This is a genomic window from Micromonospora sp. NPDC005979, from assembly GCF_040614415.1.
GTDB lineage: Bacteria > Actinomycetota > Actinomycetes > Mycobacteriales > Micromonosporaceae > Micromonospora.
Genome location: NZ_JBEXUR010000002.1, coordinates 572,595 through 596,836, shown reverse-complemented (window position 1 = coordinate 596,836; position 24,242 = coordinate 572,595). Strand labels below are relative to the sequence as shown.

19 protein-coding genes are annotated in these 24,242 nt (G+C 71.4%); 4 read left to right on the top strand and 15 right to left on the bottom strand.

The genetic code is table 11. The features are described 5' to 3' along the window. Positions 1 to 1,041: hypothetical protein (locus tag ABZ272_RS06040; RefSeq protein ID WP_355048752.1), on the bottom strand; the 1,041-nt coding region annotated here is incomplete at its 3' end. 195 nt (positions 1,042 to 1,236) lie between these two features. On the opposite strand from ABZ272_RS06040, the gene ABZ272_RS06035 reads away from it, so the two are divergent. Beyond that, positions 1,237 to 1,875 (top strand): response regulator transcription factor, encoded by a 639-nt coding sequence (locus tag ABZ272_RS06035; RefSeq protein ID WP_355048751.1) that lies wholly within the window; start codon positions 1,237 to 1,239, stop codon positions 1,873 to 1,875. A 2-nt stretch (positions 1,876 to 1,877) separates the two neighbouring features. Here the strand turns inward: ABZ272_RS06035 and ABZ272_RS06030 are convergent, their stop codons facing one another. From ABZ272_RS06030 to ABZ272_RS06015, 4 genes are read right to left on the bottom strand one after another with little or no spacing between them, the layout of a single operon-like run. After that, positions 1,878 to 3,254, bottom strand: a complete 1,377-nt coding sequence (locus ABZ272_RS06030; protein WP_355048750.1) for an EsaB/YukD family protein — start codon at positions 3,252 to 3,254, stop codon at positions 1,878 to 1,880. A gap of 26 nt (positions 3,255 to 3,280) precedes the next feature. Continuing rightward, positions 3,281 to 7,282: a type VII secretion protein EccCb gene (gene eccCb, locus ABZ272_RS06025; RefSeq protein ID WP_355048749.1), complete on the bottom strand. Its 4,002-nt coding sequence runs from the start codon at positions 7,280 to 7,282 to the stop codon at positions 3,281 to 3,283. Positions 7,283 to 7,288: 6 nt separating this feature from the next. Further along, positions 7,289 to 10,036: a right-handed parallel beta-helix repeat-containing protein gene (locus ABZ272_RS06020; RefSeq protein ID WP_355048748.1), complete on the bottom strand. Its 2,748-nt coding sequence runs from the start codon at positions 10,034 to 10,036 to the stop codon at positions 7,289 to 7,291. Continuing rightward, on the bottom strand, positions 10,026 to 10,805 hold the full coding sequence (locus ABZ272_RS06015; RefSeq protein WP_355048747.1) for a hypothetical protein: 780 nt from the start codon (positions 10,803 to 10,805) through the stop codon (positions 10,026 to 10,028). Before ABZ272_RS06015 ends, ABZ272_RS06020 begins: the two co-directional genes overlap by 11 nt. Before the next feature lie 153 nt (positions 10,806 to 10,958). Here ABZ272_RS06015 and ABZ272_RS06010 point away from each other — a divergent pair, with 153 nt between their 5' ends. After that, the gene (locus ABZ272_RS06010; RefSeq protein WP_355048746.1) at positions 10,959 to 11,975 is read left to right on the top strand and encodes a CE1758 family FMN-dependent luciferase-like monooxygenase; all 1,017 of its coding nucleotides are present in this window, start codon (positions 10,959 to 10,961) and stop codon (positions 11,973 to 11,975) included. Here the strand turns inward: ABZ272_RS06010 and ABZ272_RS06005 are convergent, their stop codons facing one another. The 5 genes from ABZ272_RS06005 to ABZ272_RS05985 all read right to left on the bottom strand — a co-directional run bounded on the left by ABZ272_RS06005 (position 11,976) and on the right by ABZ272_RS05985 (position 16,195). Then, positions 11,976 to 13,295 (bottom strand): hypothetical protein, encoded by a 1,320-nt coding sequence (locus ABZ272_RS06005; protein WP_355048745.1) that lies wholly within the window; start codon positions 13,293 to 13,295, stop codon positions 11,976 to 11,978. Then, the gene (locus ABZ272_RS06000; RefSeq protein WP_355048744.1) at positions 13,292 to 13,513 is read right to left on the bottom strand and encodes a hypothetical protein; all 222 of its coding nucleotides are present in this window, start codon (positions 13,511 to 13,513) and stop codon (positions 13,292 to 13,294) included. The genes ABZ272_RS06005 and ABZ272_RS06000 overlap by 4 nt, the downstream gene beginning before the upstream one ends. Positions 13,514 to 13,548: 35 nt before the next feature. Next, positions 13,549 to 13,836: a hypothetical protein gene (locus ABZ272_RS05995; protein WP_355048743.1), complete on the bottom strand. Its 288-nt coding sequence runs from the start codon at positions 13,834 to 13,836 to the stop codon at positions 13,549 to 13,551. Between the two features lie 71 nt (positions 13,837 to 13,907). Continuing rightward, entirely contained in the window at positions 13,908 to 14,531 is a 624-nt protein-coding gene (locus tag ABZ272_RS05990; RefSeq protein ID WP_355048742.1) for a sigma-70 family RNA polymerase sigma factor, read from the bottom strand. Between the two features lie 119 nt (positions 14,532 to 14,650). Continuing rightward, positions 14,651 to 16,195 (bottom strand): S8 family serine peptidase, encoded by a 1,545-nt coding sequence (locus ABZ272_RS05985; protein WP_355048741.1) that lies wholly within the window; start codon positions 16,193 to 16,195, stop codon positions 14,651 to 14,653. Positions 16,196 to 16,501: 306 nt separating this feature from the next. Between ABZ272_RS05985 and ABZ272_RS05980 the strand changes: the two genes are divergently transcribed. Further along, complete coding sequence (locus tag ABZ272_RS05980) at positions 16,502 to 18,106, top strand: RICIN domain-containing protein (protein ID WP_355048740.1); 1,605 nt, start codon at positions 16,502 to 16,504, stop codon at positions 18,104 to 18,106. Between the two features lie 60 nt (positions 18,107 to 18,166). On the opposite strand, the gene ABZ272_RS05975 is transcribed toward ABZ272_RS05980, so the two are convergent. Next, a complete protein-coding gene (locus tag ABZ272_RS05975; RefSeq protein ID WP_355048739.1) occupies positions 18,167 to 19,162 on the bottom strand; it encodes a hypothetical protein in 996 nt (331 codons plus the stop codon). 255 nt (positions 19,163 to 19,417) lie between these two features. Between ABZ272_RS05975 and ABZ272_RS05970 the strand changes: the two genes are divergently transcribed. Then, positions 19,418 to 20,647, top strand: a complete 1,230-nt coding sequence (locus ABZ272_RS05970) for a GH25 family lysozyme (RefSeq protein ID WP_355048738.1) — start codon at positions 19,418 to 19,420, stop codon at positions 20,645 to 20,647. Between the two features lie 57 nt (positions 20,648 to 20,704). On the opposite strand, the gene ABZ272_RS05965 is transcribed toward ABZ272_RS05970, so the two are convergent. From ABZ272_RS05965 to ABZ272_RS05950, 4 genes are all read right to left on the bottom strand, one after another. Further along, entirely contained in the window at positions 20,705 to 21,361 is a 657-nt protein-coding gene (locus ABZ272_RS05965; RefSeq protein WP_355048737.1) for a response regulator transcription factor, read from the bottom strand. Continuing rightward, positions 21,349 to 22,575 (bottom strand): sensor domain-containing protein, encoded by a 1,227-nt coding sequence (locus ABZ272_RS05960; protein ID WP_355048736.1) that lies wholly within the window; start codon positions 22,573 to 22,575, stop codon positions 21,349 to 21,351. The genes ABZ272_RS05965 and ABZ272_RS05960 overlap by 13 nt, the downstream gene beginning before the upstream one ends. 117 nt (positions 22,576 to 22,692) lie before the next feature. Beyond that, positions 22,693 to 23,271, bottom strand: a complete 579-nt coding sequence (locus ABZ272_RS05955; RefSeq protein ID WP_355048735.1) for a DUF3455 domain-containing protein — start codon at positions 23,269 to 23,271, stop codon at positions 22,693 to 22,695. 128 nt (positions 23,272 to 23,399) lie between these two features. After that, positions 23,400 to 24,239 carry an ATP-binding cassette domain-containing protein gene (locus tag ABZ272_RS05950; protein ID WP_355048734.1) on the bottom strand — a complete coding sequence of 280 codons (840 nt, stop codon included), beginning with the start codon at positions 24,237 to 24,239 and terminating at the stop codon, positions 23,400 to 23,402. Positions 24,240 to 24,242: the final 3 nt, after the last annotated feature.

The window sequence follows — 24,242 nt, the reverse complement described above, 5'->3', positions numbered from 1 at the left end:
ACTCGCGCCGTAACTGATCGACGCCGCACCACCACCATCAGGCAACACCGCACGGGTCGGACCATCGTCCGTAAACGCACTGAAGACCGTGCCGTCCGCCGACACCTGCGACGTCACATCATCGGCGGGGTCGTAAGACACCCTCGAGCCGTCAGCGAACGACCAGGTGCTGCCACCACCGGCGGCGTAGACGATCGTCGCGACACCACCACCATGAGGCAGCACCACATGCGTCGGACCATCATCAGTGAACGCACTGAACACCGTGCCATCCGCCGCCACCTGCGACGTCACATCACCCGAACCGTCGTACGACACCCTCGAACCGTCGTCGAACGACCAGACACTGCCCTTCGCGCCGTAACTGATCGACGCCGCACCACCACCATCAGGCAACACCGCACGGGTCGGACCATCGTCCGTAAACGCACTGAAGACCGTGCCGTCCACCGACACCTGCGACGTCACATCATCGGCGGGGTCGTAAGACACCCTCGAGCCGTCAGCGAACGACCACGTGCTACCACGAGAGGTGTAACTGATCGTCACATCGCCGGAGCCCGGCACGGTGGCATGCGTCGGCCGGTTCTCGCCGTCGAACCGGCTGAAGACAGTGCCGCCGCTGGATGCCTGCGACGTGACATGACCCGAGCCGTCGTACGACACCTCCGAACCATCGTCGAACGACCAGACGCTCCCCTTCGCGCCGTAACCGATCGACGCCGCACCGCCATCAGCGAACACCACACGCGTCGGACCGTCATCGGTGAACGCGCTGAACACCGTGCCATCGGCCGACACCTGCGACGTCACATCACCAGAACCGTCGTACAACACCCGAGAGCCGTCGTCGAACGACCACGCGCTGCCACCATCGGCGTACGCGATCGACGCGACACCACCATCAGGCAACACCACATGCGTCGGACCATCATCGGTAAAAGCACTGAACACCGTGCCGTCCGGCAACTCCTGCGACGTGACGTGGCCGTCCTCGTCGTACGAGACAACCGACCCGTCGGAGAGCTTGTCGGTCAGCACTCGGCCTCCTGGTCGGGGCATCGGATGGCGGTCCGCACCGAGGCTAGGAGCGGCCATGGGAGCGTCCGAAATCCTCCGTTCGGGGACGTGCGGGAGATCTCTCGGTAAATCCGACCGTCCGTGAACCGCTGGCGTGGGTGACACGTTCTAGGAGCCGTTCACCCCGGTGTGCCCGGGTGAGGCCTGGAGGTACTCGTGTATTCAGTCGCGATCGTCGCTGCACAGCCCATCGCCCGCGCCGGCATCGAGAAGCTGACCTCGGACGACCCGGGGCTGCGGGTGGCGGCGGCAGTTGGCTCTCTGCGGGATCTGTACAACCGGGGCGGGTCGTACGACGTCGTCGCGCTCGACCTGCCGCAGATCACCGCGTCCACGCTGGACGACGTGGCCAAGCTGACGTCGATCGGGGCGCCGCTGGTGAGTTCGGTGTGGGAGGGTTGCCCGTCGCTGCTGGCGACGATCCGGGCGGGAGCACGCGGTTGCATCAGTCGGCAGGCGGAGCAGCGTGACGTTCGCGAGGCGATTCGCGTGACCGCTCAGCAGGGCTTCTACCTGTGCCCACGGATGATCAGCCAGTTCCAAATGGAGCTGAACAGCCGCACCGACGAGGACCGCAGCGGTCTCGCCCCACGGGAGGTGGAGACGCTGCGCTGGATCGCGTCGGGCTTCACCCACGCGCAGATCGCCACCCGGATGGGCCTGTCGCAGGCCACGGTCAACACCTACGCGAAGCGGATCCGCGCCAAGTTGAACGTGAGCAACAAGGCCGAACTGACCCGGATGGCGATCGAGATGGGCCACCTGTCCCGTACCCGTCGCAACCCCGCCGCCTGACCTCAGAACAGCGAGCGGCCGACGTTGACCAGGTGCTCGAACACACCCAGTACGCCCAGCGTCAGGGGCGCGATGGCGAGCCCGGTGACGACGCCGACGACCTCGGCGCGGCTGCGTTTGCGCGGCGCCTGCACCGTCGCCGCGTCGGTCTGACCGTCCGGCGGGGGAATCAGGTAGGCCATGGCCACACCGACACCGACGACGAGCAGGCCGGCGACGAGCAGCAGACCCGCGACGAGTACGTCGGCGGCGCCGGCCCGACTCACGCCGACGATCAACGCGAACAGCCCGACGAGACCCGCGCCGGCAGTCGCCAGCAGCTCACTGGTGACAGCGGCCTGCCGGGCGCGGGCGAGCAGGGCCACGCTGATGACGATCGCTGTGGCGACGGAGAACCCCTCCCCGGAGACCGCGAGTGGGGGCAGGGCGAGAGCCAGGGCGACGGTCGGTCCGGCCACGACGACGGCCAGGAAGCGGTTCGACTCCCGTACGAGCTGGGTGGTGGCCTCGGCTGCCGCGCTGCGCCCACGAGGCCGGCGTACTCCCCAGGACGTCAGCATCGCGGACGTGCGACGGCCGCCCGCGAGCATGGCCACGGCCACGGCGGCGACGAGGGCCATGGCCTGGTTACGCTCGGCCTCGAGGCCGAGGAGGAGCAGAGCGACGACGGCGGCCACGAACAACTGGATTTCGACGGCGGCGAGGACGACACCGGGTACGAGCGCCAGCCCCATCAGGGCGGCCAGGTTAGCGCCGGCGATGGCCCCGATCCAGCGGTAGTCCGCGCCGCCCAGGCCCCCGCCGACGAGTAGGCCGGCCACGGTCAGGCACGGGAGCGCGCCGAGCACGACGAGGTGGACGAACGTCTCGGGCATGGTGCTGGTCCTCTGTTGCAGCCCCCACGCGACCCCGAGCAGCGCCAGTGCGGCCAGGACCAGGACGACGACCGTGACCGACGGGGCACTCATTCCGCTTGCCCGACCGACGAGGACCGCGGCGGCGGCGAGCCAGGCGAGGCCGAAGGAGAGCACCACCGGGCCTCCACTCGGCCGGGTGCGGCGCTGCGCGGCCGACTCGTCGGCGACGACCTCGTCGATGTCCTTGACCACGGGCGCCTCGCCGGGCTCCCGGGTGACGTCGCGCAGGTACAGCACCTGGCCGTCGACCACGCCGAGGTCCTGGAGGCTGGCGTCGAGCGGGTACGCCTGCCCGTCGATGCCGGCCAGGGACCAGGCGGCCGGCATCATGTCCGGCTCGGCCTGCCCGCACAGCTCGGCCAACTGCGGCGCGTACTCCCCGATGGGTGCGGTGGACGGCACCGCGATGTCGACCCGGCGCAGGTCTCCCACGACGGTGATGCGGCTCTGCTCGTTCGCCATCAGAAACGCCTTTCGGGTACGGGTTGTCAGGCGCTCGTGGCGACCTGGATGAGCCGGCGGGGGCGGCCCCGCTCGACCAGGACGCCCCGGCCGGGTGGACGCTGGGCGGCCCGTTCGTCGCCGAGCACCACGCCTTCGCGGTGGTCGCCGGAGAGGATCAGTCCGCCGGTGCCCATGTCGCGGATGCGGGCGGCGAGCGGGTCGCCCATGGTGCGGGAGATGCCGGCGACCCGCCGGGCCAGCACGATGTGCAGGCCGACCTCGCGGGCCTGCGGTATGAACGCGGCAAGCGGGTTGAGCGGGCCGGACGCGCCGCTGAGCAGGTCGTAGTCGTCGGCGACGACGTACAGCTCGGTGCCCTCCCACCAGTCGCGGGCCTTGAGCTGGGCCTGGCTGATGCCCGGCGGGGGTACGCGCTCCTTGAGCTTTTCGACCACCTGCTGCACGTACACCTGGGCGGTGGTGGCGTCGCCCGCGTACGCGCCGAGGTAGTCCTCGGGTACGACGTCGAGCAGGGTGTGCCGGTAGTCGAAGAGGACCACCCGCATGTCGTACGGGGAGGAGCGCTCGGTGAGCCCGGTGAGCCACGTCCGGAGCAGGGTGGTCTTGCCGGACCCGGCATCGCCGTACACCAGGAAGTGGGGGTTGTCGCCCAGCAGGTCGAGGGTGACCGTGCCCAGGTCCTCCTCGGCCAGGCCGATCGGGACGGCGGCGCTGTCGGGGTCGGTGGCCAGCTCGCGGACCTCGACACGGTGGGGCAGCAGCTTGACCGGGGGCGCGACCCGGCCGGTCCATCCCGCGGTGATCTTTCCGATCGTGTCCTCCTGGGCCTCACGCAGACCCTCGACGGTGTCCTGCCCGTCGACGCGCGGCAGCACGATCTGGAAGTAGGCGCCGGGAGCGCTCAGCCCCCGGCCGGCCGTCCCGGACGGCACGCGGGCGGCCATCCGCCGGTTGACCTCGGATTCGGTGGGATCGTTGAGGCGCAGCTCGATGCGGGTGCCGATGCTGTCGCGCAGGGCCGGGCGGATGTCGTTCCACCGACCGCTGGTGAGCACGAGGTGCACGCCGGCACCGAGGCCGCGGGCGGCGATCTCGGTGACGATCTGTTCGGCGCCCTCGAACTCGGTCCGCAGGGCGCCCCAGTTGTCGATGAGCAGGAAGATGTCGGCCCCGCGTACCCCGGCGGGGAGGTCACCGGCGGCGCGGCGTTCCCGGAAGTCCGCGATCGAGTCGACGCCCAGCTCCCGCAGCAGGCGCTCCCGCTCGACGATCAGTGACCGCGTCTCGGCGAGGGTGCGGCTCACCAGTTCGAGGTCGGTGCGCCCGGCGACCGAACCGACGTGCGGTGCCGCAGCGAACGGATGCAGGGTGCCCCCGCCGAAGTCGATGCAGTAGAACTGCGCCTCGTCGGGGGTGTGGCTTAGCATCGTCGACATCATGATCGTGCGCAGCAGGGTGCTCCGGCCGGTGCGCGGGGCACCGACGACGGCGAGGTGACCGTGTGCCCCGCCGAAGTCCATGAGCAGGGTTTCGTGTTCCTGCTTGAGCGGCAGGTCGAGCAGGCCCAGCGCGACCGACAGTTGGCCGGTCAGCGGCCACATGCGGGCGCTGTACCCCCGGTCCGGCTGGTCGGCGGGACGGCCGACGAGGTGGTCGAGGGCGAGCGCGGGCGGGAGCGGCGGCAGCCAGACCTGGTGGGCGGGCGCGGTCAGCGAGCTGAGCCGCTCGACGATGATCTGCAACTCGGTGGGGCCGCTGGGGGCGGTGACCTGGTTCTCGTCGGGTTCCCGCTCGACGACCTCGGAGGCCGTACGGATTCCGAACCGTGTCAGCGGCGGGCCGCTCCGGCCGGCGGCCGCGTCCCGCTGCTCGGGGCTGACGAACGGCGAGGAGACGTGGGCCACCCGTAGCCGCTGGTAGATCGACTCGTCGACCTTCAGGTACGCGGAGCCCGGAATCGGCGGCAGCTTGTACGCGTCCGGCGTCCCGATCACCGTCCGCGACTCGGCCGCGCTGAAGGTGCGCAGGCAGATCCGGTACGACAGGTGCGAGTCGAGCCCGCGCAGTCGCCCCTCCTCCAGTCGCTGGGTGGCCAGCAGGAGGTGCATGCCGAGGGACCGGCCGACGCGGCCGATCTGGACGAACAGCTCGGTGAAGTCGGGTCGGCCGGCGAGCAGCTCACCGAACTCGTCCACGACGATGAGCAGGTAGGGCAAGGGCTCCAGTGGTCGACCCTGCGGGTCGGTGACACCACTGGCGCGGCGCATCTGGTACTCGCGGATGGTGTCCACGTTGCCCGCGTCGCGCAGCATGCGTTGACGACGCTGCTGCTCGCCCATGAGCGCGGCGAGCACCCGGTCGATCATCGCGGCGTCGTCGGCCAGGTTGGTGATCAGCCCGGCGACGTGTGGCAGTCCGACCAGCGGGGCGAACGCGGCACCGCCCTTGAAGTCGACGAGTACGAAGCTCAGCAGCTCCGGCGAGTGGGTCAGCGCCAGGCCCATGGTCAGGGTCCGCAGCAGCTCGCTCTTACCGGAGCCGGTCGCCCCCACGATGAGGCCGTGCGGTCCCGATCCGCCCTGTGCCGACTCCTTGATGTCGAGCACGACGGTCCGACCGTCGCCGTCGGTGCCGATCGGCGCCCGCAGCATCCGGGGGTCTCCCGGGGCGACCCACCGGCCGGTCAGGTCCGCGCTCATCGGGTCGGCGCCGAGCACCATCTCGGTGAGCGACCTGACCCGGGTCAGCACCTGTTCGCGCTCGTCGGACAGCCGGAGCGGCGCCAGCGCGCGGGCGATCAGTTCGGCGAACTCGGGGGTCACCGCGTCCGGCACACAGTCGACCGCGGGCGTGGTGATCAGCTCGGTGCGACCCTCGACGGCCAGGTGACCGTTGTCGTCGACGCGTACCCGCAGGTCGACGCGACCGGGCTCGTCGGCGTCCCGGTCCGCCAGAAAGATCAGCGTGAGTCCGGTCTCCGGCCCGGCCGCCAGCAGCAGCGCGTTCATCAGCTCGGAGCGTCCCCACTCGGAGACGGGTGCGAATCCGGTGAACGCCACGACGAGCCGGCGCTGCCGGGGCGCGCTGGCGCGTTCGACGGACAGTTGCGACCGGCGCGCGGTCTGGGCCTCGATCCGCTGGGCCAGCTCCTGGGTCAGGTACGGACCCAGCAACTCCGGGTCGGGCGCGACAAGCGACACGGTGCCCGCCTCACCACGGGCCTTCGGCTCGAACGTGTGCGGCAGCCACTTGGCCCAGTCCCACCGGGGGGAGCCGGACGTCTCGACCGCGATGGTGACATCGTCGGGAGCGTGCAGCACGGCCACCTGGCAGAGCAAAGCGCGCAGCAGTGGTTCGGTACGGGCGGCGCCGCCGACGAGGCTGATCACCCCGGCGTTGCCGACGTCGACGACCATCGGCTGCCGCTCCACCCGGCCCATCTGGTCGATGAGGGTGCGTGCGGCCTGCTGCGACTCCCAGTCGTAGTCGGCCAGCGGGTCCATCTTGGCGTCCATCTGCAACGGCGTGGCGAGCCGCACCGAGCCGCAACCGAGCCGCGTACGCAGGAAGTCGTCGTCCTGTTGTCGGCGTTCCCAGATCCGCTGCCGGGTGGTGGCGATCGACCAGAGTCGGGCCGGTTCGGGATTGCCGAACGCCGCCACCGTCCGTTGTGCGGCGGCCACCTGCCGGGCCCGGTCCCGCGACAGCTTGAGGTGGCCGCGGTAGCGCAGCCGCTGGCGTCTGGTGGTCTTACCGGCCACGCTGCGCTGCTGCATCCGCATGGCGACGACCGCGCCGACGGACGTGACGAAGAAGAGGACGCCGATGATGATCAGCGCGGGTCGCCCGAACGTGACCATGTACGCGGCCATGCCGACGCTGGACAGCAGCGGCAGGACGAGACTCCACGCCGTGTTCGACGGGTTCTCGGTGGGCGGCTCGGGCGGGGTGGGCAGGACGACGGTGTCGTTCGGCAGTTCGGGTTGCAGGACCCGCGCCGGACGGTGGAAGGCGAGCTTGGTCACCCGAGGTCACTCCCGGAAGTCGACGTCGATGCCGGCAAGGTCGTCCGCCTCCAGGGTGCTGAGGTGTTCGTCGGTCGGGTTGATCAGCTCGAACACCCGGGCCGCGTGCTGCTCGGTCAACTGCTGGAACACCTTGCGGGCGAACCGCCCGTTGCCGAACCCCTCACCCCGCCCGGTGGCCTCGAAGAAGGACCGCAGCGCCGACCGGGCGTCCGGTGACAGCCGGTAGTCGTGCTCTCCAGCCTGCGCCTCGACGATCTCGACCAGCTCGTCGGAGCTGTAGTCGTCGAACGTCAACGTCCGCGAGAACCGCGACGACAGACCTGGGTTGGCGGCGATGAAGTGCCGCATCTGGTCGGGGTAGCCGGCCACGATGACCACCACCTCGGCGCGGTGGTCCTCCATGAGCTTGACCAGCGTGGAGATGGCCTCCTGACCGAAGTCGGAACCCTGCCCCTCCGGCACCAACGCGTACGCCTCGTCGATGAAGAGCACGCCGCCGAACGCACGCCGGAACGCGGCCTCCGTCTTGGGCGCGGTGTGCCCGACGTACTCGCCGACCAGTTGGCCGCGGTCGACCTCGACGAGGTGGCCGCTGGCGAGCATGCCCATGGCGGCCAGCAGTTGGCCGTAGAGGCGGGCGACAGTGGTCTTCCCGGTGCCCGGATTGCCGGCGAAGATCAGGTGGCGGGACATCGGCGGCGGCGACAGTCCGGCCGCACGTCGCCGCTGGACCATCTGCATCAGCTTGACCATGGTCTTGACGTCCTTCTTGACGCCGGTGAGACCGACCAGGGCGGCGAGTTGGGCCAGCAGGTCGTCCAGGTCGGCCTCCGAGGCGACCGGAAGGGTCTTCCCGCCGGGCCTGCGCTGACCACCTGTCGTCAGCGCCGGCACGGCGAGGGCGGACCGCTCGGCCGGGATGGAACCCCAGGTGGCGCTGCCGACGTCGGTGCTCCAGCACTCCTGAAAGGTCGCCTGGGCGCCGTCGGCCTGGCTGACGTCCTCGTCGGCGTCGTGCACGTGGCAGCGCAGCAGCGTCGGGTCGGCGCCGCTGCCCACGTACACGGACGGGTAGGCGGTGTGCGACACCTCCGCGTCGACGACGAGTCCGTGCGCGTCCGGCCCGAAGTAGAGGCCGTTCTTCTTGCAGTGACTCAGGCGCAGGTCGCGGACGACGGGTGCCGCCGCCCCCCAGACGGCCAGCCCACTGCCGCCGACCTCGGTGATCTCGCAGCCCTCCAGCACCGCGCGGGACTCCTCGCCGAGGAACACGCCGGCCGCGCCGCAACCCTCCACCCTGGTCCGCATCAGGGTCGGGGCGCAGCCCGCGGCGACCTCGATGCCGGTCTGCACGGCCGCGCTGATCCGGCAGTCCTCCACCAGTGGACGGTGCGGGGTGTCGAGGTGTACGCCGATCGTGCCGCCGGTGACGGTCACGTCGCGCAGCACGGCGTCGGCCGCGCCGTCCACGTGCACCGCGTGGTGCTCGGCGCCCTCGACGACCCCGCCCCGCACCTGGAGCAGAACCCGCCCACCGGCCCGGACGCCGATCTCGGGCGTACCCGCCACCACGCAGTCGACGAGCGTCGCCTCGGTAGCGCCGACCAGGTGAATCGCGGTCAGAGCGCTGTCCCGGATCTCGCAGTCGCGCAGCAGCACCCGACCGCCGGACGCGTAGACGCCGTTCGCGCCCGAATCGGTGAGCGCGCCGGAGAAGCCGCGTACCTCGGCCTCGTCGCGGACCGCGAGGGCGGTCTGCCCGGTGTGGCCTACACGGACGCCGCGGAGCGCAACCCGGCTCTGCCCGGTCGCGAGGATCCCCGCCGACCCGGCCCGCTCCACGTCGGTGTCGTCGACGCGGACCTCGGGAGAGCCCTCGAAGAGCAGTCCCGCCGCCTCGGTGCGGCTGATCCGGCACCGCTGGAGGGTGACCCCACCGTTGCCGGGATCACCGACCTGGGCACCGGCCAGCATGCCGGGCTTGACCGCCGGCCACCAGGCCGCGTCGAAGGGCGCGCTGCCGGTCACCCGCACGCCGTCGGCCGCGACGTCCTGCACCACACAGTCGGTCAGCCGGGCCGTGGCTCCCTCGGTGATCAAGACGCCGGCGGCCCCGATCCGGCCCAGCTCACACCGATCGAGTACGGCCGTGGCGGTGCCCCCGACGACCAGTCCGGCCCCGGTGATCGAGTCGAGGTGGACGCCCACCAGTTCACCGCGCGCCGACCCGGCCAGCACGACGCCGTTGCCGTCCACCCCATCCACCCGCACGTCGACGGCGTTCAGCCGCGCGCCCTCGGCCGCCGTGACACCCGCGCCGGTGACGTCCCGCACCGCGCACTGCCGCAGCACCGCCGCCGCTCCACCGGACACCTCGACGGTCCCGCCGCTGACGACGGCCGCCTCCAGGGTCAGCGAGCCACCGGTCACGCTGACGGCGACCTGGCCGGGACGGGTGCCGGAAAAGGTGAGTCCGCGTATCGTCGCCGCTCCGCCGCGGACGACGAGCGCCGGTCCCTCGGTGCTCGTCAGCTCGGCGGTGCCCTCCTGCTCCTCGACGAGGATGGTGACCGGGCGGTCCAGGACGACCTGTTCGCGGTAGACGCCCGGGGCCACCACGATGACGGTGTCCTCCCGGGCGGCACGTACCGCCGCCCCGATGCTGCGGTGCCGGCCCCAACCCCTGGTGGACACGCGTTCCACCCGGCCCGTCGCCAGGATCGGCGCGAGGGTTTCGGTATCAGGTCTCACAGGCCACCTTCATCTGGGCGAGCGCGATCCGGCTGCCCTTGGCCCCGGCGCTGCCGGCCAGGTCGAGAGCGACCGCGATCTTGTTCTGGTGCACCGGGAACATGCCGGCCGGTGCCCAGGCGCCGGCGTGTGCCTTCTGGTCGAAGGTGAAGTTGGCGTACGGGGTTCCGCCCCGGCCGGACGTCATGGCGTACCGGACCTTGTTCGCGGGGTTGTAGTCGCCGCCGGGCACGTACACCGAGACGGCGCAGGTGTTCATGCCCTTCGGCGGCGCGAACCACCACGTGACCGACTCGACGCCGGCCTTCGTCTGCTTCGTCGCCGGAGGCGGCACCGTCGCGTACGTGCCGTGGCAGTTGTCGCCGTTCCACCCGCCGGTGCCGACGGTCCGCCACTGCGCCGTACGTCCGGCCGCCTCGAATCCGTGATCCGACGCGGCGACGCAGTCCCAGCCGGCCACCATGCTCCAGGTGGTGGGCGCGCCAGAGGCGAGCACCCCGTTGGGTGGGGCGGCCTGGGCCGGAGGTTTCTTCTCCAGCGGCTTGACCAGGCTCCAGAAGATGCCGACCACCAGCGCGCCCACGCACACCAGGGCGGACACGGTGACCAGCGTGGGCCAGCGCACGGTGAGTCGCTCGCTGGCCGGGCGGTCGCCGGCGTGCTCCACGTAGGCGCGGACGAACTCCTGACGCCAACCGATCGCGGCTGCCGGCCCCGAACCCTGCGGTTCGGGCATCACCACGGTGGGGGCGCGGGACGGCTCAGCCACGGTCACCTCCAAGATTCCCGTTCACCAGACGGGTGGGCGACCGCGCCGGTTCACGAGTTCCGGAGGAAATTGCGCGCGACCGAGGCGGCCGTGAACCGGGCGGCCCGGGGGTCCGTTCTGTGGAGGTCGTCGACGCGGACAGCGGGAGGTCGGATGCAGTTCGGCGTGTACAGCGTGGGTGACCTCACCCCGGACCCGGCACAGGGGCGGACGGTGAGCGAGCACGACCGGCTGCGGGCCGTCGCTGCCATCGCCGAGCACGCCGAGGCGGCCGGATTCGACGTGTTCGCCGTCGGCGAGCACCACACCGGCGGGTACGTGACCTCGTCGCCGGTGGCGCTGCTCGGATACGTGGCGGCCCGGACGTCGCGGCTGCTGCTGTCCACGGCCACCACCCTGATCACCACGAACGACCCCGTCCGGCTGGCCGAGGACTACGCGACGGTGCAGCACCTCTCCGGAGGGCGGCTCGACGTGATGCTCGGTCGGGGCGCCTCCCGCTCGGCCTATCCGTTGTTCGGCAAGGAGTTCGGCGACTCGCACGCGCTCGCGGCCGAGAACTACGCGCTGCTGCACCGGCTCTGGCGTACCGGGGACGCGCACTGGTCCGGTCGCTTCCGGACGCCGCTGCATGGCCACACCACACTGCCCCGGCCGCTCGACGGCACCCCTCCGTACGTGTGGCACGCGGCCGTCACCAGCGAGGAGACCGCCGAGGAGGCGGCCCGGTACGGCGACGGCTTCTTCGCCAACCACATCTTCTGGCCGACCGAGCACACCCGCCGGCTCGTCGCGTACTACCGGGAGCGGAGCGCCGTACACGGTCGGGGCCCGGCCGTGGTCGGACTCGGCGGTCAGGTCTTCGTCCGTCCCCGCTCGCAGGACGCGGTCGACGAGTTCCGCCCCTACTTCGACAGGTCACCCGTCTACGGCGGTGGCCCATCGCTGGAGGAGTACACCGCGTCGACCCCGCTCACCGTGGGCAGCCCGCAGCAGATCATCGACCGGGTGCTCGGCTTCCGCGAGTACGCCGGCGACTACCAGCGTCAGCTGTTCCTCATCGACCACGCCGGGCTGCCACTGCGGGTCGTCCGCGAGCAGCTCGACATCCTCGGTGAGCAGGTGCTGCCCGTCCTGCGCCGCGAGGCGCCCGATCCCACGAGGACGTAGTCACCGTCGTGGCGGGACGTCCGCGGTGACGATCGCGCCACCACCGGCCCGGGCCACGGAGAACGACGCCACGGTCGCGAGCGGCACCGCCAGGTGACCGCCGACGTTCTGCGTCGTGTCGTCGGCCTCCCAGCTCAGTACGCGCCACACGCGGCCATCCGACGTGGCCGCCATGAGGCGGTAGCCGGCACCCGTCTTCAGACCGTCGACGGCGGCCCGCACGTCCACACCGTCGCCCTGCCCGGTGGCCACCACGGACAGCGAGGCGCCCGTGGCCGAGTCGGCCGCCACGGCGGTGACGGTCACCGCGAGCGGCGGCGCGACCCGGTCGACGTGCTGCACCAGGGCCCCGATGGCCAGACCGGCCACGGCCAACGCGGTGGTGAGCAGCAGACCGGCCCGGACCATCGCACCGCGTCGACGCCGGGTCGGTACGGTGCGACGGTCCGCGTGTGCCTCCCCGCCGGGACGGCGGCGGTCACCGCGTACCCCCGTCGAGGTGGCTGCGACGGCCACGGCCTGCGGCTGCCCTGGCGTCCGCAGCGGGCCGGCTGTCGCCGGCCCCCGCTCCTTGCGACCGACCGGCCGGGTCGGACCCGGGTGTTCGGCGATGGGAACGATCGGCTCGGAGGCCAGCGGCTCGGACGACCGTGGGGTCGATCCGGGCACGGCCGGCACACCCGCGACCGGCGGCGGCGCGACACGGGACACCACCGCTGTCCGCGCCGGCACTTGCGGGACCGACGCCGGCGCTGGCACCGCCGGAGACGTGCTCTGGACGGCCGGGGCCGGCGGTGGCGGTGGCACGGCCACAGCCGGCGGTGGCGGTGGCGCGGCCGCAGCCGGCGCCGGGGCGGCTGGAGTTGGGGCTGACGCGGCCGGCCGGGACACGATCGGGGCTGGCGCGGTCGTGTCCGGGACGGCCGAGGGCGCGGCCGTGTCCAGGACGGCCGAGGGCGCGGCCGGGGCTGCCACCTGGGCGGCCTTGGACGACGCGGGTCCGGCCAGGTCCCGGAGTCGTCGCCGCAGACCGGGTGCCGGCTCCGGCTCGGGTTCGTGGGCGAGGAATTCGACGAATCGCGCCGGAGGCGGGCCGGTGCGGTTCAGGGCGCCGAAGTTGTCGAGCAGTTCTTCCCGATCCCCCTCCGGCAGCAGAGCCAGGACCGCGATCGTCTCGATCACGGCATCGGCCGCGCCCCGGCAGTCGGGGCAGTCGTCGAGGTGCGCCGTCACCAACGGCCCCTCGACCCGGTCGAGCATGTCGAGGTAGTACGGGGTGAGCAGTTCGGTGATGTGCCGGTCGCCGGTTGCGCCGCTCATCGGTCACCCGGCCGGGCGGACGGGTCCACGTCCTCGTCGCCGGACGCCGACTCGCTGAGCAGGGCCAGGGCCGCGACCGTCTCGACGATCTCGTCGGCGCGGGCCTGGCAGCACGCGCACACCTGGAGGTGGCGGTGGATCAGCTCACTCTGACCAGGATCGAGCGCGTCCAGGTAGTGGAGGGCGAGCTGCTCCTCCGCGATGTGGGCGCCCCGCACGCCGTCCGCTCCTCTTCTCCGCCCGGCCTTCCGTCTCAGGACCCGAGCAACCGCCACCTCTGGTCCTGCTGGGCCCTGGCCCGGTCCGCACCGTCGACCTCCAGGACCTTGCCAGAGTTCCCGTTGGTGATCCAGACGGCGCCGCCACCGGCGTCCACGGCCTTCCACTCGGTCGTCACGTAGCCGGGCCGCGGGAACGGGGTGCTCTTGCACAACTGGTCCTTGGCACTCACGGAGCGCCCGAAGGCACCCATCTCGGCGCGTCCGCGTCTGGTCGCCATGAGGCGGTGCCACACGCGCCGCAGCTTTGCACGCTTTTTCATGATCCACTCTTTGCGGATAGAACGTCCGGGAGGAGTCGGCACTCACCAGACGGCGCGGCGGCGGCGGCGGTTCACGGTCCGTCGGACATTAATCCGTTCGGGGGAGATCGGAACACGAAGCCTCGGGCGATCAGCTCCTCACGGAGCGCCTTGAGTCCGTAGAAACTGCGCGACTTCACCGTGCCGGGCGGTACGGCCAGCAGCTCGGCGACCTCGGCCACCGACCGCTCCTGGAAGTACACCTCGATGAGCGTGACGCGCAGCCGCTCCGGAAGCGCGTTGAGGGCCGCCCGCACCTCCCGCGCGTCGATCATCTGCTCGAAAGCGTCACCCGTGCCCGGGTAGGCGTCGATGAACTCGTCGGACCGTTCGTCCGGGCGAACGTTCGCGGCGCGGAGCTGGTCGATGAGGATGCGCTTCGCCACGGTGAGAAGCCAACCCCGGCTCCAGCGCCCGTCCGCGTTGCGCGCGCCCGGGTGCCGCCACGCCCGCAGCAGCACCTCCTGGACGATGTCCTGGGCGCGGTGGACGTCGCCGCGCGTGAGCCGGGTCAGGAAGCTGAGCAACACCGGCCCGTGGACCTGCTCCAGGTGCCGCAGCGCTTCCTCGTCGCTCTCATCGGTCACGGCCGCCGCCTGGTACGGGACTACCTGGGCGGCCTCGGGTTCGTCCGGGCCCCGAAGACCTGAGGACATGTGTGGCACCGGGCCACCATGTCAGCGATGACCGCACCTGTCATGACGTTGTGGCACACCGATGAACGTCCCCGAAAGGGGACGTCCATCCGACCCGACCGGGGACGTCCGACCCTGGATCAACCCCGCGCCGGGGTGGGCTCGGCGAACGAGTCCTCGTCCTGGGCACGGTCGTCGCGCAGCAGCCGCCGCACACGCAGGACCAGCATCACCACCGCGACCAGCGCCAGCAGGATCACGACCACCAGCAGGGTGGTACGACCGTCGGTCAACTGACCGCCGCCCGCAGGTAGGCCACCCACGTTGGCCTTGGTGACCTCCTCCGGCAGGCTCGTGGTCACCGAGGCCGCCAGGTCGATCAGGCCGTAGCCGTACCGGGCGTCGGGCACCTTGCCGCTGCCCATCTTCTGCGCGGTCGCCTCGATCCGGTGGGCCACCTGCTGCGCCGTCAGATCCGGGTAGGCGGCCCGTACCAACGCCGCGGCACCCGCCACGAACGCCACCGCGTACTGGGTGCCGGATCGGGCCGACGCACCGGTGCCGGTGATGCCGAGTTCGGTGATGTTGACACCGGGCGCCACCACGTCGATCCCGCCCACGCGGTAGTCCGCCGCCCACTGCCCGTCCATGCCGACGCCGCCGACCCGCAGCAGGCCCGGCGCCGTCTCGCCGTTGTGGGTCGTCGCCGAGGCGAGCGAGGAGCACGCCACCACGACGACATCCTTGCCCACCGCGCCGTCGATGGCCGCCAAGACGCCGGAGTCGTTCGTGTCCACGTGTGACCCGAGCGCGATCACCGTCGCGCCCGCCTCGGCCGCCGCGGTGATCGCCGACGCGCTGTCCTCGGCGCGGGCCTTGCCGGCGGCGTCGGTGATCCGAATCGGCATGACCGTGGCCTCGGGAGCGATGCCGCTCGACCCCCGGTCCTGGCTCACGACGAGTCCGGCCATTCCCGTGCCGGTTCCGAGGCAGTCGGTGTCGCCCCGACCCGACCCGGCGATGATGTCCATTCCCTCCGAGACGTGACTGGCCAACTGCGGCAGGCTGCCGTCGACGCCGGAGTCGACCACGGCGACCAGTTGACCGTTGCCCTTGCTGGTGGGCCACGCCTGGTCCGGTGCGAGTCGCAGGGTGGCCCAGTTCGACTTGGCGGACGACGTCGAGGCGGTCGCGCACTCGCCCGGCTTCGGTTTCGTACCCGGCTTGGGGGTCTGGCCGGGCTTCGTGGCGGGACCGGACGGCTTCGTACCGTTGCCGGGCTTCGTCGTGGCGGGGGACGGCGTCGACCTCGGCGCGGGTGACGGCACCGTCATGGGTGATCCGCTCCCGAGCACACCGTGCTGCACACCCGCGCCGACCGCGTCCCACGGCAGGATCAGTAGCCAACCCGGGTTGAGCTTCGCCGGGTCCGTCAGGGCCTGGCCGTCGGGCTGCTTCCGACCGGTGTTCAGGTTGAAGATCTCCGACGAACGGGAGCCGCTGCCCAGGAACCGCTCGGCGATCTCGGTGAGGTTCTCCGGCTTCCCGGCGTGTGACGTGGTCACCGTGTAGTACTTCACGTTCTCGGCAGCGGCCGACGCCGCCTGGGCGGTGAGGCCGAGCAGCGCCAGGACCATCGCGACGACCAGGCCGACGCGCCTGGCCGAGCGGGTGTTGCAGAGCATGGATTCACCTTCGTCGTCGCCACCGACTCTTCCGCGCGGCCGCCCGGCCCGCAGGCCGGTCGACCACGCCAGCCAGACGGGGCGCGCCATCCGTCGGTTCACGATGTCGGTGAATTTTCTCGGCGGGGGAACGAAAACGTGAACCGCTATCCGTGTCGGGCCGTTACCTCGTCGACCCGTACCACCGTGGCGCGAAGGTGTGTAGCAGTGACTCCGTTCAACCGAAGTCCTCGGCTTAACCGATGGCAGTTGTCCCGACTCGGCCGCCGGCACGCGGCGATCGCCGGGTTGAGCGTCCTTACCCTCATGGCCGGTGTTCTGCCGATGGCGGGTGACGGTCCCGCGGCGGTGGCCGCCGAGGCGGTCGCCGGCGCACCGGTGCCGCCCGCGCTGTCCGAGACGATCGTCGCGGCGTCCCTGTCGTGCCCGACGCTGAACCCATCCCGCCTGGCCGCACAGATCATGATGGCGTCGGGCTTCAACGTCGGTGACAGTCGCGGGGTCGCCGGCCTCGACGACGAGGACTGGAAGCTCTGGCGTCCGGCCCAGGACGCGAACCGGGCGGACAGCGAGGCCAACATCTACGCCCTGGCCCACCACACGTGCGACACCGTGGGCCGCTTGCGGGCCGCCGGGCTCACCGGCGACCTGTGGCCGCTGGCCATGGCGGCCGACAAGGCCGGGTTCGCGGCCGTCACCAAGGCCAAGGCCATCCCGAACGCCGCGCGGGTGCACGTCAACCGCCTGGAGGCGTACGCGCGCTGGTACGCCAACCAGCAGCCGTTCCGCATCGACGCGAGAGGTTCGCAGCCCTCGCCGTCAACGCCGATCCCCGTGCCGGGCGCGTACGTGGCCGCGATCCGCAAGGCCGGTTCGGTGTGCCCGGCCGTCACCCCGTCACTCGTGGCGGCGCAGCTCATGGCGGCCTCGAAGTTCGACGCCAACCTGCGCTCACCGGAGGGCCACCAGGGCATCGCCCAGTTCAGCCCGGAGCTGTGGAGCCAGTACCGCGCGACGGCGTCGGCCTCGGTGTGGAACCCGAACGACGCCATCCCGGCGCTCGGCATGGCCATGTGTGACCTGGGCGCACAACTGACCGACCTGAACGGCGCCGAACCGTACCGGCTCGCGCTCGCCGCCTTCCAGTGGGGCGACATGACGGTCCGCGCGGCCGGCGGGGTGCCCCGGGCCAACGTTCCCCAGCTCGCCGACGTGACGCCGCGCTACGTCACCGCGTACGAGAAGGACACCCGGCTGGGTGGCGCCCCGGCCAAGCCCGGCGCTTCGCCGACGCCCGCGGGCGTCAGCCCCAGCCCGACGCCGGCCGGCGGCAGTCCCGCCGCCGTGCCCCCGCCCGCCGGCGGCACCCCGGCGCAGGGCCCGTCCACCACCTCACCGAGCCCGGCCACCGACAAGCCGGCGGCCCCGCCGGCGACCATCTCGGGCCTGCGGGTGGGTCAGAAGTACAAATTGCTCAACGCCCACACGAACTCGGTTGCCGAGCTGCCGGACTGGGACACCAACAAGAGCGTCGGCGCCCACGTCCAGCTCTGGCTCAAGAGGGACCAGGCCGACCAGTACTGGAAGGTGACGGCGGCACCGGCCGCCGGCTACATCGTCTTCGTGAACGCCTTCAGCGGTCACGCGCTGGGCCTGGAATCCGGCGGGACGTGGGACGGCGCGAAGGTCCTCCAGGTGAAGCTGAATCCGGCCGACCCGTCGCAGCAGTGGTATCTGCAGGACGCTGGCGGTGGCAAGTGGTACGTCCGCAACCACGCGACCGGCAAGACGCTGGACATCCTCGGCGACGACCTGGGTCCGGTGTCGGACGGCACCTGGAACGGCAAGTGGGTCGAGCAGTGGAACATCGTCCCGGGTCAGCGCGACCAGTTGTGGAGTTTCATCCAGTGACGACGCGGTGCGGCCCCGGTTCCTTGCGGGAACCGGGGCCGCACCATATCCCGGCGACCACTACTTCCAGCGCGGGCCGTTGCGGACCAATCTGGCGCTGAGCAGGACGAGTCCGAGCAGGCCGACGAGCCATGCCGCCTCGACCACCAGGGGTCGTAGGCCCACCGCCTCGGGGAAGTACGACGTGGTCTGCAACAGCGCGATGACGCTCCCGTTCGGGTGGATGACGCTGATGGTCCGGTACGGCTGGGGGAGGAGAGTGGTCGCCACGGCACCGCCCGAGGCCGCGTTGCCGATCGCGATGAAGATCAGCCACGTCGGTACCACCGCCCACCGGCCGATCAGGATCACCATCAGCGTGCTGAACAGGCCGGTGACGGCGATCTGGGCGGCCAACGTACCCCAGAGGGCCGGGAGGGACGCCGGAAGCGCCCCGAGGACCGGACCCACGGTGACCGCCAGCGCGATCCCACCCACGACGGCGAGGCCGACGAGGATGGCGAGCCAGGTCCGCAGGGGCAGCCGGCCGACGTTGATGCGCAGTTGCAGGGCCGTCAGGAAGCCGAGCAGGGTCGCGGCGATCATCACGTAGAACGCGGCCAGGCCCGAGCGGTCGGTGTCGGGCAGCGGCCGGACGTCCGTCACGATCAGTTCCCGACCGCTCTGCTCGTTGAGCTGTAGAGCGGCGTTGCGCAGCATCTGGGCGAGTGTGTTGCCGGCGGCGCTGGCGACCAGCAGCCGCGAACCGCCGGGTTCCACCACCAGCGCCGCGTAGACCCGTTGTCGCTCGATGGCGCGCTGGGCCTCTCCGGCGTTCGGATAGCTCTGGTACCGCAGCGCGCCGCGCATGCGCGACCGCAGCTCCTGCGCGACCCCCGCGTCGGCAGTCGCGTCCCCGACGAGCGCCGTCGGGATGCGGTTCGGCGGCGGTCGGTCCAACGCCAGGGTGTACGAGGCCACGAAGGCCACGGCCAGCGCGATCCCGACCGCCACGACGGTCAGCACCGTACGGAGCTCACCGGGTTTGTGCCCCCCGTCGGCCGTGTTCTCCGTCAAGAAGATCCCCCTGGTTCGCTTCGCGGTAATGACGAGCATGCCCTTGTCTTGTCGCACCCGTGCCGCGAACAGGGTGATCACCTGCGAATCGAATGGGGAAAGGCGAAACCAAATGTCCACCGTACGGCTCGACGCAGGTGCCGATGATCTGAATTCGGTGCGCAGGACAGCGCGACCCATCGTTGACAAGGGATACTCTGCGGGCCCACGCCGATGGTCAATTGACCTCGCGAGCAAGGAGAACCCCACCTCACCATGCCTAGAAGACTGCTCTGTGCGCTGATGTCCGCCAGTCTCGCCGTTGCTACGGCGCTCGGCGTGACACAGCCGGCGCAGGCCGCCGATCCCTCCGTCGACGGTGGAGGCCGGGCGAGCGCCGGCATCGCCCCGGGCGCGCGCAGCGCCGCGATGGCCAAGAGCGCCGCCATCCCAGCGGGTTACACGGTCCGGGGAATCGACGTCTCCAGCCACGACCACAACCTCGGCCCGATCAACTGGCCGGCCGTCGCGGCAAGCGGCGTCAAGTTCGCCTACGTCAAGGCTACGGAAGGTCGGACGTACCTCAATCCGTATTTCGCCGAGGACTACGCGGCGGCCAAGGACGCCGGGCTTCTCGTCGGCGCGTACCACTTCACCCGGCCGGACAAGCGCGACCCGATCAACGAGGCCAACTTCTTCGTCGACAATGCCAAGTTCGCCAAGGACGGTCAGACCCTCGTGCCGATGGTCGACATCGAGTGGCCGTACTGGAGCGGGGCGCCCACCTGTTACGGGCTCACCCCGACCGAGATGTCGAGCTGGATCAAGTCCTTCACCGACCAGGTCAAGGCACGCATCGGCCGGCCCCCGATGATCTACACGAACACCAACTACTGGAATCCCTGCACCGGCAAGAACGCATCGTTCGGCGCCAACCCGTTGGACATCGCCGGCTACACCACGGCTCGGCCGCCGCTGCCGGCGGGTTGGACCACGGAGACCATCTGGCAGTACGCCGCCGGCAACCCGAGCCAGCCCGGCAACTACAGCCAGAACGTCTTCAACGGCACCTTCGCGGCTCTCACCAAGCTCACCAGCACGCCGGTGGCCGCGCCTCCCGTCGCGCTCCGCTCACGGGCCAACAAGCGCTACGTGGTGGCCGAGAGCGCCGGCGCCAAGCCGCTGATTGCCAGCCGCACCACCGTTGCCCGGTGGGAGCAGTTCGATGTGATCAGTGCCGGCGGCGGTTACGTCGCGCTCCGCTCACGGTCCAACGGTCGCTACGTGAGCGCGGAGAGCAAGGGGACCAAGCCGCTGATCGCCAACCGGACCAAGGTCAGCACGTGGGAGAAGTTCACCATCGTCAACAACTCGGATGGCACGATCAGCCTGCGCGCCGCGGCCAACGGCCGATACGTGGTGGCCGAGAGCAAGGGCACCAAGCCTCTCATCGCCAACCGGACGTCCATCAGTAGCTGGGAGAAGTTCGACCGGATCTCCCTCTGAGCGCCGCCGCCCGCCCGGTGCCCCCCTCGCGGGGGCGCCGGGCCGGCGGTTCCGGTGCTACCGCTGCCCGCCGTCCAGGTAACGCAGCACCGCGGTGACCCGGCGGTCGGCGCGGTCGTCCGGCGGCAGCTGGAGTTTGGCGAAGATGCTCCGGATGTGTTTGTGCACCGCCCCCTCGGTGACGAACAGCCGCTCGGCGATCGCGGTGTTGCCGAGCCCTTCGGCCATCAGTCCCAGCACCTCGCGCTCGCGGGGCGACAGCTCGCCCAGCGCCGTGTCGGTCCGCCGGTTGCGGGCGAGCAGTTGGGCCACCACCTCGGGGTCGATCACGCTGCCGCCGTCGGCGACCCGGCGCAGCGCGCTGAGGAACTCCTCGACCCGGCCCACCCGCTCCTTCAACAGGTAGCCGAGCCCGACGGCGCCCACCGAGAACAGTTCGGTGGCGAACGCCTGCTCCACGTACGCCGAGAGGACCAGCACCGCGAGGCCGGGCCGACGCCGCCGGGCCTCCACCGCGGCCACGATGCCCTCGTCCGTGTGGGTCGGCGGCATCCGTACGTCCACGATCGCCACGTCCGGCGCGTGCTCGTCGACGGCGACCAGGAACTCACCCGGCGTACCCGCCGTGGCCACCACGTCCAACTCCTCCGCCCGCAGCAGCAGCGCCAACCCCTCGCGCAGCAGCGGGTCGTCCTCCGCGATCACAATCCGCACGGCAACTCCACACGCATCCTCGTCGGTCCTCCCGGTGGGCTGGTCAGTGTCATCCGCCCGTCGTACGCCTCGACCCGCCGGCGGATGCCGGTGATCCCGGAGCCGGCTGCCTCGTCAGCGCCGCCGCGCCCGTCGTCCTCGACGCTCACCAGGAGCTGACCCTCCGCACGGCGCACGGCGACGTCCACCCGGCTCGCGCCGCTGTGCCGGACGACGTTTGTCAGCGCCTCGGCCACCACGAAGTACGCGGTGGCCTCGACCGATGCCGCGCAGCGGACCGCCACGTCGACGGTGAGCCGGCAGGGCACCGCGCAACTGGCGGCCAGGCCCGCCAGCGCGCCGGCGAGGCCCCGGTCGTCCAGCACGGGAGGCAGGATGCCCCGCACCACCGTACGGAGTTCGCCGAGCGCCTGTTCCGCCGCGTCCTGTGCCTGCCCGAGGATCTCGTCGGCGCGGTCGGGATCGCGCCGCACGGCCCGCCGCGCCGCCCCCAGCAGCACGTTGACCGCGACCAGCCGATTCTGCGTGCCGTCGTGCAGCGACCGCTCGATGCGGCGTAGTTCGAGCGCGTGGGCGTCCAGCGCGGCGGCCCGGGTGGCGGTCAACGCGGCCACCCGCAGCGACAGGTCGATCCCCGGCGGCGGAGGTAGCAGCAGCCGGCCCGGCCAGGCCTGGACCCGGGCCAGCGCCGGACCGAACCCGATCGCGGCGACCAGCAGACCCACCCCGAGCAGGCCTACCCCGAGCGCCTCGGTAAGCCCGTCGACGCGCCACCAGACGAATCCCGGGGCGCCGTCCTCGGGCGCGACCAGCCGGTACCACAGCGGGAAGGTGATGTCCTGGACAGCGTTGAGCGGCAGGGCGAGGCCGACCAGCCCCGACAGCAGTCCGATGACCGAGTGGAGCGTGATCCAGCCGACTTCCCGGCGGACGAACGGATCGCGTGCCGCCTCCCGCAGCCCCTCCTGCACCGGCCCAGGGGCGGGAATCGGCGTTCCCCAGCGGGACAGCCGGGCCCGCTCCCGATCGGCCACCGAACGCACCGCCCGCAGTGCGCCGGGCACCAATCCCCGGCCCAGTCCGGTCAGGCAGATCAGCGCCACGACCGCCGCCCACAGCAACGCGCCCAACGCGAGCAGGGCGGTGCCGAGCCCGCCTACGAGGTGTTCGAGGGCGTCGACGGAGGCCCGGAACCGGCCTCGCACGTATGCCATCGCCACCCACCTCCCGCGCCAACATAGGTCACGGTGGGCACCCTCGGCAGCGTCCGCGGCGGAAAGTACAGCCTGCTGTACCAGCGGTTGTCGAGCTGGGGGATCCGCCGTCGCGGGTTACCGCTTCGCCGCCCAGAAGACGTAGACCGCGCCGTACGGCACCGCCGTCGTGGCGCCGTCCGTGCAGGCGCCTGCCGGGGCCGCGCCGCCCGAGGTCAGGAGCCGACTGATGTACGCCACATTGCCGAGCATGCCGGCGCCGCTGTGGCTGTCCACCGTCAGCAGCAGCTCCGGAATCGTTCCCGCTCGCGGGCTCTCCGCCGTCTTCTTGGCGGTGATCAGGGAGTTGTCGCGCAGGGACTGCCAGCTCGGTCCCTTGAAGTGGTGGATCCGGCCGCCGGTCCCGACGAGCTGAGCCTCCGGCACGGAGGCTCCGGTGAACACCCCACCGGTGCAGGTGTAGGTCTGCGTCCCACTGGTGACAACGTACGCGCCGACCGGCCGGGATCCCGCCGGCGGCTTGATCGCTTTGGCGATACGCGGGATGTCGACCCGGCGGGCGTCGGCGCCCACGGCGGCCGGGGCCGCCACCTCGGCGGCGGACGCCTGATGGGTCACCGCGCCGGCCGCCGCGAGGACACCGGCCACACCGAGGACCAGTAGTCCCCGGAAACGGGATCGAGACGTCTTCTGCATGGGATTCCTCCGATTCGAGTGGGCGAATCCCCGCCCACGTGAATCCTTACGGGCGAAATCCGGACGGCGATCAAAACCGCGCCAGATCTGATCGACCGTTCACCCCGGAGGCGTACCCGAATCGGGGTTCAGCCGGCGGCGGCCGCCACTCGGCGGACGGACCCGGCGCGGGCCGCCCAGCGCCCGTCCTCGTGGCGTACCTCGATGGGGTGCGCGAAGGCCGCCGAGACCTGCGCGGTGTTGACCGTCTCGTCGGCCGGGCCGGCGGCGACCACGCTGCCGCCGCTGATCAACAGCGCGTGGGTGGTCGTCGCCGGAAGTTCCTCGAGGTGGTGGGTGACCATGATCGAGGCGAGGCCGGGGTGGGTCGCGCGGAGCAGGTCGATGGTCTCGAGCAACTGTTCGCGGGCCGCGACGTCGAGACCGGTCGAGGGCTCGTCCAGCAGCAACAGTCGCGGCTGACTGAGAAGTGCCCGGACGATCAGGGCACGACCCCGCTCGCCCTGGGACAGGGTGGGCCAGCGCTCGTCGGCCCGGTCGGCGAGCCCGAACATGCCCAACAGGGAGTCCGCCCGGTCACGGTCGTCCCGGGTCGGCTGCCAACGCGGCGGCAGGTCGATCGACCCGACGAGCCCGGTCAGCACGACCTCCCGGATCGTCAGGGGCGACCGCAGCGGATGCCGGGGGTTCACGTGACCGATCGCCCTACGCAACTGTTGCAGGTCGACGCGGCCCAGTCGCTGGCCGAGGATCCGCACGGTCCCCGAGGTCGGGTGGGTGAGCGCGCCGCAGAAGCCCAGCAGCGTGCTCTTGCCCGCGCCGTTCGGACCGAGCAGCGCCCAGTGCTCACCCTCGCGCACGGTGAGGTCGATGCCGTGCAGGATCTGCTTGCCGTCCCGCCGGAATGTCACGTCGCACAGCTCGACGACGGGAGACGGCGGGTGCGACTCGGCGGTCCTGGGGAGCATGGG

Coding starts and splice junctions, on each gene's coding strand:
- ABZ272_RS06030 (WP_355048750.1), bottom strand. CDS start 3,254: ATGGCGAACGAGCAGAGCCGCATCACCGTCGTGGGAGACCTGCGCCGG.
- ABZ272_RS06010 (WP_355048746.1), top strand. CDS start 10,959: ATGCAGTTCGGCGTGTACAGCGTGGGTGACCTCACCCCGGACCCGGCA.
- ABZ272_RS06005 (WP_355048745.1), bottom strand. CDS start 13,295: ATGAGCGGCGCAACCGGCGACCGGCACATCACCGAACTGCTCACCCCG.
- ABZ272_RS05995 (WP_355048743.1), bottom strand. CDS start 13,836: ATGAAAAAGCGTGCAAAGCTGCGGCGCGTGTGGCACCGCCTCATGGCG.
- ABZ272_RS05990 (WP_355048742.1), bottom strand. CDS start 14,531: ATGTCCTCAGGTCTTCGGGGCCCGGACGAACCCGAGGCCGCCCAGGTA.
- ABZ272_RS05985 (WP_355048741.1), bottom strand. CDS start 16,195: ATGCTCTGCAACACCCGCTCGGCCAGGCGCGTCGGCCTGGTCGTCGCG.
- ABZ272_RS05980 (WP_355048740.1), top strand. CDS start 16,502: ATGGCCGGTGTTCTGCCGATGGCGGGTGACGGTCCCGCGGCGGTGGCC.
- ABZ272_RS05970 (WP_355048738.1), top strand. CDS start 19,418: ATGCCTAGAAGACTGCTCTGTGCGCTGATGTCCGCCAGTCTCGCCGTT.
- ABZ272_RS05960 (WP_355048736.1), bottom strand. CDS start 22,575: ATGGCATACGTGCGAGGCCGGTTCCGGGCCTCCGTCGACGCCCTCGAA.
- ABZ272_RS05955 (WP_355048735.1), bottom strand. CDS start 23,271: ATGCAGAAGACGTCTCGATCCCGTTTCCGGGGACTACTGGTCCTCGGT.
- ABZ272_RS05950 (WP_355048734.1), bottom strand. CDS start 24,239: ATGCTCCCCAGGACCGCCGAGTCGCACCCGCCGTCTCCCGTCGTCGAG.